This is a genomic window from Pseudomonas violetae, from assembly GCF_023072615.1.
GTDB classification, from domain to species: domain Bacteria; phylum Pseudomonadota; class Gammaproteobacteria; order Pseudomonadales; family Pseudomonadaceae; genus Aquipseudomonas; species Aquipseudomonas violetae.
In genome coordinates this window covers 1-7583 of record NZ_JAKNRW010000073.1, presented here as the reverse complement: position 1 = coordinate 7583, position 7583 = coordinate 1, and the positions used below count along the sequence as shown (strand labels likewise).

Here is a 7583-nt window from a genome sequence, read left to right as displayed (position 1 = left end):
TAGCCTGCGCCAGCGCTTGCTGGCGGTGAATGCGCAGGGACGCAGCGGTGCGCTGGCGGCCTTGGTGCTGGGCGACGGCAGCGGTCTGAGTCGCGAAGACTGGCAGGTACTGCAAGACACCGGCACCGTGCATTTGCTGGTGATTTCCGGGCAGCACATCGGCTTGCTGGCAGGCGTGGTGTACCTGCTGATCGCAGGCCTGGCCCGTTATGGCTTATGGCCGGGACGCTTGCCCTGGCTGCCTTGGGCCTGCGGTCTGGCATTTGCGGCGGCCCTGGGGTACGGGTTGCTCGCCGGCTTCGAAGTGCCGGTGCGGCGCGCCTGCGCGATGATCGGCCTGGTGCTGCTGTGGCGCCTGCGCTTCCGTCATCTCGGTGCCTGGTGGCCGTTACTGCTGGCGCTGAACGGAGTCCTGCTGATGGACCCACTGACGAGCCTGCAACCCGGTTTCTGGCTATCCTTTGCGGCGGTGGCGGTCTTGATCTTTACCTTCGGTGGCCGGCTTGGTCCATCGCCGTGGTGGCAAACCTGGACTCGTGCGCAAGGGTTGATCGCAATCGGTTTGGCTCCGCTATTACTCATCCTCGGCTTGCCGATCAGCCTCAGCGGGCCGCTGGTCAATCTGCTCGCAGTGCCCTGGCTCAGCTTCCTGGTACTGCCGCCCGCTCTGCTAGGCACGTTGTTGCTGCCGATTCCCTATGTAGGGGAGGGCTTGCTGTGGCTCGCCGGAGGCCTGATCGACTGGCTGTTCAGGGGGCTGGCGCAAGTGGCAGGGCAGTTGCCCGCCTGGGTGCCGATGGCGATTCCACTATGGATCTGGGCGTTGGCGGCGGCCGGCGCCTTGCTGCTAATGATGCCTGCGGGTGTGCCAATGCGCTGGCTGGGCTGGCCGATGTTGCTATTGCTGGCCTTGCCACCGCGTCCCACGATCGCCGAAGGCATTGCCGAGGTCCGGCTGATGGACGTCGGTCAGGGCCTGGCGATCCTGGTGCGCACCCGGCATCACAACCTGTTGTATGACGCCGGGCCGCGCGCCGGCGCCATGGACATGGGCGCGCGGGTGGTGTTGCCGGCGTTGCGCAAGCTGGGAGTGGAACAGCTCGACATGATGCTGATCAGCCATGCCCACGCCGATCATGCCGGAGGCGCCAAAGCTGTGGTTGAAGGAATACCGGTGCAGCGCATCGTCGGGGGTGAACCCTTGCCGCCGGCAGACGGCCTGCACGCAGATGCTTGCGAAAGCGGCAGGCACTGGAATTGGGACGGGGTGAGCTTTCGGCTCTGGCATTGGGCTTCGGCGCAGGACAGCAACTCCAGATCCTGTGTGCTGCAAATCGAGGCCGGGGGGGAGCGGCTGCTGCTCACCGGCGATATCGAACACGCTGCGGAGCAGGCTTTTCTCGCCAGCCCGCTGGCCGTCGCCACTGACTGGTTGCAGTCTCCGCACCATGGCAGTCGCACCTCATCCTCGATGCCTTTGCTCAACGCGCTTAAGCCCAAGGCGGTGCTGATCTCCCGGGGCAACGGTAATTCGTTCGGCCATCCGCACCCAACGGTGATTGCACGCTATCGAAAGTTGGGGGTGGGGATCTACGACAGTGCCGAGCAGGGTGCCGTTCATCTGCAACTGGGAACATTCGAGCCGCCGTCGACAATGCGTCAACAACGGCGCTTCTGGCGCGATCCAGCCCCGCTGGCACATTGACTGACCCGCAGCCGGCCCCGACCGGTTGCGCTATCGTGGTCTTCGGTGTGAGGACCCCCTATGGTAGAGTGGCGCACTTTTTCGAGGGGACTGTCACTGTGTGGGAATTGGTCAAATCCGGCGGCTGGATGATGCTGCCGATCATTCTAAGTTCCATCGTGGCCATGGCGATCATCGCCGAGCGCCTGTGGACCCTGCGTGCCAGTCGTGTAGCCCCGGAGCACTTGCTGGGCCAGGTCTGGGTCTGGATAAAGGACAAACAGCTCAATAAGGAAAAGCTCAAGGAATTGCGCGCCAATTCACCTCTGGGCGAAGTCCTGGCTGCGGGCCTGGCCAACTCTCGGCATGGTCGCGAGATCATGAAAGAGTGCATTGAGGAGGCTGCGGCGCGGGTCATTCACGAACTCGAACGCTACATCAACGCCCTGGGCACGATCGCCGCCATGGCGCCGTTGCTGGGCTTGCTCGGCACCGTACTGGGCATGATCGATATCTTCAGTGCCTTCATGGGCACCGGTATGGGCACCAACGCGGCGGTTCTTGCCGGTGGTATCTCCAAAGCCCTGATCACCACGGCCGCAGGCCTGATGGTCGGCATCCCCGCAGTGTTCTTCCACCGTTTCCTGCAACGCCGGATCGACGAGCTGGTGGTGGGTATGGAGCAGGAAGCAATCAAACTGGTGGAGGTCGTACAGGGTGACCGTGATGTTGACCTGGCTGAGGGCAGAGCGTGAAATTCCGCCGCAAACCTCGGGAAACGGTCGACATAAACCTCGCGTCGCTGATCGACGTGGTGTTTATCCTGTTGCTGTTTTTTGTCGTGACCACCACCTTCACCCGTGAAACCCAATTGCGCGTAGACCTGCCCGAAGCAGTCAGTGGAACGCCTGCCGAAGATCAGCAGGTCAAGCACCTGGACGTGGCCATCAACGCCGAAGGCGCGTTTTCGGTGAATAACCAGGTCTTGCCCAAGAACGACCTGGCGACCCTGATGGATGCTCTGCAGAAAGAATCCAACGGTGACACCAGCCTGCCGTTGTCCATCAGCGCCGACGGCAAGACCCAGCATCAGTCGGTCATTACCGCCATGGATGCCGCCGGCAAACTCGGTTTCAGTCACCTGCGCATGACCACAGTCGAGGCGGCGCCGCCCGCACCCTGATGGCCATGTCCGATCGCTTGCTCGCCGCTTGGTACCAGGGGCATCCGGCCCTGAAGTTGTTGCAGCCGCTGGAGTGGCTCTATCGCCGCGTGGTCATGAACAAGCGCAAGCGTTTCCTGGCGGGCGAGGGTGAGATCTATCAGCCCCCGGTGCCATTGGTCGTGGTCGGTAATATCACCGTCGGCGGTACCGGCAAGACTCCGCTGATTCTATGGATGATCCAGCACTGCCAGCGCAGCGGCCTGCGAGTAGGGGTCGTCAGTCGCGGTTACGGCGCCAAGCCACCGCAACTGCCATGGCGGGTCGCGGCGGATCAGGGCGCTGAAATCGCGGGCGACGAGCCTTTGTTGATCGTGCAGCGCACAGGTGTGCCACTGATGATCGACCCGGACCGCAGTCGAGCGGTCAAGGCCTTGCTGGCGAGTGAGCCACTGGACCTGATCCTGTCGGATGACGGCATGCAGCATTATCGCTTGGCACGTGACCTTGAGTTGGTGCTGATCGATGCCGCCCGAGGCCTGGGTAACCAGCGCTGCCTGCCCGCCGGGCCGTTGCGTGAACCGGTCGAACGTCTTGAGAGTGTCGATGCGGTGCTCTACAACGGCGCCGCAGACGATCGCCATGACGGGTTTGCGTTCCAGTTGCAGCCTACCGCCCTGGTCAATCTGCACAGCGGAGAGCGGCGGGCACTCGATCATTTTCCTCCAGGTCAGGCACTGCATGCCGTGGCGGGCATTGGTAATCCACAGCGTTTCTTCACGACCCTCGAGACGCTACACTGGAAGCCTGTCCCGCACGCGTTCGCCGACCACGCCGAGTACAGCGTACAGGCCTTGAATTTCAGACCGTCATTGCCATTGGTAATGACTGAAAAGGACGCGGTGAAGTGCCGTACCTTTGCCGCCCCCGACTGGTGGTACCTGGCGGTAGATGCTGCGCCATCCCCGGCCTTTATGGCCTGGTTCGATACGCAGCTGATGCGCCTGGTGCCGGATCGTCTTTTGCCTTAACTCCGTTTTTATCCAGGGAATGCTCATGGACACCAAATTGCTCGATATCCTCGCTTGCCCGGTCTGCAAAGGCCCGCTCAAGCTCAGCGCTGACAAAACCGAGCTGATCAGCAAGGGCGCCGGCCTCGCGTACCCGATTCGCGACGGCATCCCGGTGATGCTGGAAACCGAAGCGCGCACCCTGACCACCGACGAGCGCCTGGATAAATGACCGCAGCCTTCACCGTCGTCATCCCATCGCGTTACGCCTCCACCCGTTTGCCAGGCAAGCCGCTGTTGCTGATCGCCGGCAAACCGATGATCCAGCACGTCTGGGAACAGGCGAGCAAAAGCAGCGCCGAGCGCGTAATCGTGGCCACCGACGACCTGCGCATCGTCGAAGCCTGCAAGGGTTTTGGCGCCGAAGTGGTGCTGACCCGCGAAGACCACAACTCCGGTACCGATCGCCTGGCCGAAGTCGCGGCCAAACTGGGTCTGGCGCCCGACGCCATCGTGGTCAACGTGCAAGGTGACGAACCGCTGATTCCACCAAGTGTGATTGATCAGGTCGCGACCAACTTGGCAGTCCACACCGAAGCGCGCATGGCCACCCTGGCCGAGCCGATCGAAGACCTGCAAACCCTGTTCAACCCCAATGTGGTCAAGGTGGTCAGCGACCTCAACGGCTTGGCGCTGACCTTCAGCCGCGCGACCTTGCCGTGGGCCCGTGATGCCTTCGCCAAGAGCCGCGAGGCGCTGCCGGAAGGCGTGCCGTACCGCCGCCACATCGGCATATATGCCTACCGCGCCGGTTTCCTGCATGACTTCGTCAGCTGGGGCCCGTGCTGGCTGGAAAACACCGAATCCCTGGAACAACTGCGGGCCTTGTGGCACGGCGTGCGAATCCACGTGGCCGACGCGTTGATCGCGCCGCCCACCGGTGTCGATACCGCCGAAGACCTGGAGCGGGTTCGTCGCCTGCTGGAGGCCTGATGCGGGTTCTGTTCGTGTGCCTGGGCAATATCTGTCGTTCGCCGACCGCCGAAGGCGTGCTGCGCCACAAGCTGCGTGAAGCGGGGCTGGCCGGGCAGGTTGAGGTTGCCTCCGCCGGAACCGGTGACTGGCATGTCGGCAAGGCTCCGGATAAGCGCAGCCAGGCTGCCGCCCGCCTGCGTGGTTACGATTTGTCCGGCCAGCGCGCGCAGCAAGTCAGCCGTGCCGATTTCGCCATGTATGACCTGATCCTGGCGATGGACAACAGCAACCTGCGCAACCTCAAGGCGTTGCAACCGGCGCAAGGCAAGGCGGAGCTTGACCTGTTCCTGCGCCGTTACCAGTCGGAACTCGATGAAGTACCGGATCCGTATTACGACGGTGACCAGGGCTTCGAGCAGGTGCTGGACCTGATCGAGCGCGCCAGCGACTTGCTGGTGATCGAATTGAAGGGTCGGTTATGAGCCTGCAGGTGCAAACCCGGGTATCGCTCAAGCCTTACAACAGCTTCGGCGTGGATGTGCAGGCCTGCCTGTTTGCCGAAGCCCACAGTGACGCCGATGTGCGCGAAGCCCTGGCCTATGCCACCGAGCACGATGTGCCATTGCTGGTAATCGGTGGGGGCAGCAACTTGCTGCTCACCGCCGATATCCAGGCGCTGGTGCTGCGCATGGCCACCTGCGGGATTCGCATCCTCAGCGATAACGGCCAGCAGGTGGTGATCGAAGCCGAAGCTGGGGAGCCCTGGCATCCTTTCGTGCAACACACCCTGGCCCTGGGCATGTCGGGCCTGGAAAACCTCAGCCTTATCCCCGGTACCGTCGGCGCGGCACCGATGCAGAACATCGGTGCCTATGGCGTGGAGATCAAGGACGTGTTCGCCGGCCTGACTGCCCTTGATCGCCAGACCGGCGAACTGCGGGATTTCAGCCTGGGCGAGTGCAACTTTGCTTACCGCGACAGCCTGTTCAAGCAGGAGCCGGGGCGCTGGTTGATCCTGCGGGTGCGCTTTAACCTGAACCGCGCTGAACACCTGCATCTGGAATACGGCCCGGTGCGTCAGCGCCTGACCGAGCAGGGCATCGACCGTCCTACCGCCAGCGATGTCAGCCAGGCGATCTGCAGCATCCGCAGCGAAAAACTGCCGGACCCCGCAGTGCTGGGCAATGCCGGAAGTTTTTTCAAGAACCCGTTAGTACCTGCGGCGCTGGTCACCCGGCTCAAGGCTGAATTCCCCGACCTGGTGGCGTACGCGCAACCGGACGGGCAGATGAAGCTGGCGGCTGGATGGCTGATCGAGCGCGCAGGCTGGAAGGGCTTTCGCGAAGCCGACGCCGGAGTGCACAAGTTGCAGGCGCTGGTGCTGGTCAACTATGGCGCTGCCACGGGCCTGCAGTTGCTGGACCTGGCGCAACGCATTCAGCAGGACATTTGGCAACGATTCGAGGTTGAGCTGGAAATGGAGCCCAACAAGTATTGAGGCTACGCTTTCAGCACTGCCTTGGAGGCCCTGCACATTTGTCGATGTGCAGGGCTTTTTTGTTAATCCTGGGTTAACTTAGCCGCCTAACGATACATCCATTTGCTCCACCAAAGGCCCGATGCTGACGTCGCCGTCGGCATAAGAGAGCCTCCTTAGCCTGAGTCGATCTGCGTGATGCCAACCGCCAGCCCCTGGTGGCAGATTGCTCGACCCCATAACCGTCTTTAGATATGCGGGCGTGCCCATGATTACCCTGAAACTCAACGGTCAAGACCATCAACTCGATGTCACCGAGGACATGCCGCTGCTCTGGGCCATCCGCGACGTGGCCGGTTACAACGGCACCAAATTTGGCTGCGGCATGGGCCTGTGTGGTGCCTGCACCATTCACATCGACGGTTCCCCGGCACGCAGTTGCATCACGCCGATCGGTTCGGTGATTGGCCAGGACGTCAGCACCATCGACAATCTGCACAGCGACCCGGTCGGGCAAATCGTCCAGCAAGCCTGGCTTGACACTGCAGTGGCCCAGTGCGGCTTCTGCCAGGGTGGCCAGATCATGTCGGCGACAGCACTGCTCAAGGTCAACCCCAACCCCAGCGACGAGCAGATCGAAGAAGCGATGGTCGGCAACATTTGCCGTTGCGGCACTTACAACCGCATCAAGACCGCCATTCGCCAAGCCTCCACCCACCTGAAGGAGGCCAAGGCATGAGCGGGCTACCGAATGATTTTGCACTGAGCAATCTCAGCCGCCGCGGTTTTCTCAAGGGCGTAGGCGCTACCAGTGCGCTGGTGCTGGCGGCGAGTTGGGGTTGGCAGGACGCGCTCGCCGCCGACAAGGCGCCGAAATTCGGCGCCGACGGCATGCCCAATGGCTGGATTGACGATCCGAAGGTGTACGTCAGCATTGCCGCCGATGGCACCGTGACCGTGGTCTGCAACCGTTCGGAAATGGGCCAGGGCGTGCGTACCAGCCTGAGCATGGTGGTCGCCGATGAGCTGGAAGCCGACTGGGCGCTGGTCAAGGTACAGCAGGCACCCGGTGATGAAGTGCGCTTTGGTAACCAGGACACCGACGGCTCGCGCAGCATGCGCCATTGGTATGAGCCGATGCGTCGTTGTGGCGCCGCTGCGCGCACGATGCTTGAGCAAGCGGCTGCCGAGCAGTGGCAAGTGCCGGTGGGCGAGTGCCGTGCGCAATTGCACAAAGTCATTCACCAGCCCACCCAGCGCGAGCTGGGTTACGGC

10 protein-coding genes are annotated in these 7583 nt (G+C 62.5%); all 10 read left to right on the top strand.

Annotated elements, in window-relative coordinates; all coding sequences use genetic code 11:
* Positions 1–1705 (top strand): DNA internalization-related competence protein ComEC/Rec2 (locus L9059_RS30280; protein WP_247296311.1); only part of this gene is annotated, 1705 nt, incomplete at its 5' end.
* Between the two features lie 98 nt (positions 1706–1803).
* A complete protein-coding gene (locus L9059_RS30275) occupies positions 1804–2439 on the top strand; it encodes a MotA/TolQ/ExbB proton channel family protein (protein WP_247296237.1) in 636 nt (211 codons plus the stop codon).
* Complete coding sequence (locus L9059_RS30270; protein ID WP_247296233.1) at positions 2436–2867, top strand: ExbD/TolR family protein; 432 nt, start codon at positions 2436–2438, stop codon at positions 2865–2867. The genes L9059_RS30275 and L9059_RS30270 overlap by 4 nt, the downstream gene beginning before the upstream one ends.
* Positions 2867–3877 (top strand): tetraacyldisaccharide 4'-kinase, encoded by a 1011-nt coding sequence (lpxK, locus tag L9059_RS30265; protein ID WP_247296230.1) that lies wholly within the window; start codon positions 2867–2869, stop codon positions 3875–3877. Before L9059_RS30270 ends, lpxK begins: the two co-directional genes overlap by 1 nt.
* Before the next feature lie 25 nt (positions 3878–3902).
* The gene (locus tag L9059_RS30260; RefSeq protein WP_007945752.1) at positions 3903–4088 is read left to right on the top strand and encodes a Trm112 family protein; all 186 of its coding nucleotides are present in this window, start codon (positions 3903–3905) and stop codon (positions 4086–4088) included.
* Complete coding sequence (kdsB, locus tag L9059_RS30255) at positions 4085–4849, top strand: 3-deoxy-manno-octulosonate cytidylyltransferase (protein WP_247296227.1); 765 nt, start codon at positions 4085–4087, stop codon at positions 4847–4849. The genes L9059_RS30260 and kdsB overlap by 4 nt, the downstream gene beginning before the upstream one ends.
* Positions 4849–5313: a low molecular weight protein-tyrosine-phosphatase gene (locus tag L9059_RS30250; RefSeq protein WP_247296224.1), complete on the top strand. Its 465-nt coding sequence runs from the start codon at positions 4849–4851 to the stop codon at positions 5311–5313. Before kdsB ends, L9059_RS30250 begins: the two co-directional genes overlap by 1 nt.
* The gene (gene murB / locus L9059_RS30245; protein ID WP_247296221.1) at positions 5310–6329 is read left to right on the top strand and encodes a UDP-N-acetylmuramate dehydrogenase; all 1020 of its coding nucleotides are present in this window, start codon (positions 5310–5312) and stop codon (positions 6327–6329) included. Before L9059_RS30250 ends, murB begins: the two co-directional genes overlap by 4 nt.
* Positions 6330–6576: 247 nt before the next feature.
* Complete coding sequence (locus L9059_RS30240; RefSeq protein ID WP_247296217.1) at positions 6577–7047, top strand: (2Fe-2S)-binding protein; 471 nt, start codon at positions 6577–6579, stop codon at positions 7045–7047.
* A partial coding sequence (locus L9059_RS30235) for a molybdopterin cofactor-binding domain-containing protein (protein WP_247296214.1) occupies positions 7044–7583 on the top strand: 540 nt, incomplete at its 3' end. The genes L9059_RS30240 and L9059_RS30235, both read left to right, overlap by 4 nt.

Excerpts from the sequence above, each read along its gene's own strand:
- kdsB (WP_247296227.1), top strand. The coding sequence starts at position 4,085 with ATGACCGCAGCCTTCACCGTCGTCATCCCATCGCGTTACGCCTCCACC.
- L9059_RS30260 (WP_007945752.1), top strand. The coding sequence starts at position 3,903 with ATGGACACCAAATTGCTCGATATCCTCGCTTGCCCGGTCTGCAAAGGC.
- murB (WP_247296221.1), top strand. The coding sequence starts at position 5,310 with ATGAGCCTGCAGGTGCAAACCCGGGTATCGCTCAAGCCTTACAACAGC.
- lpxK (WP_247296230.1), top strand. The coding sequence starts at position 2,867 with ATGGCCATGTCCGATCGCTTGCTCGCCGCTTGGTACCAGGGGCATCCG.
- L9059_RS30240 (WP_247296217.1), top strand. The coding sequence starts at position 6,577 with ATGATTACCCTGAAACTCAACGGTCAAGACCATCAACTCGATGTCACC.
- L9059_RS30250 (WP_247296224.1), top strand. The coding sequence starts at position 4,849 with ATGCGGGTTCTGTTCGTGTGCCTGGGCAATATCTGTCGTTCGCCGACC.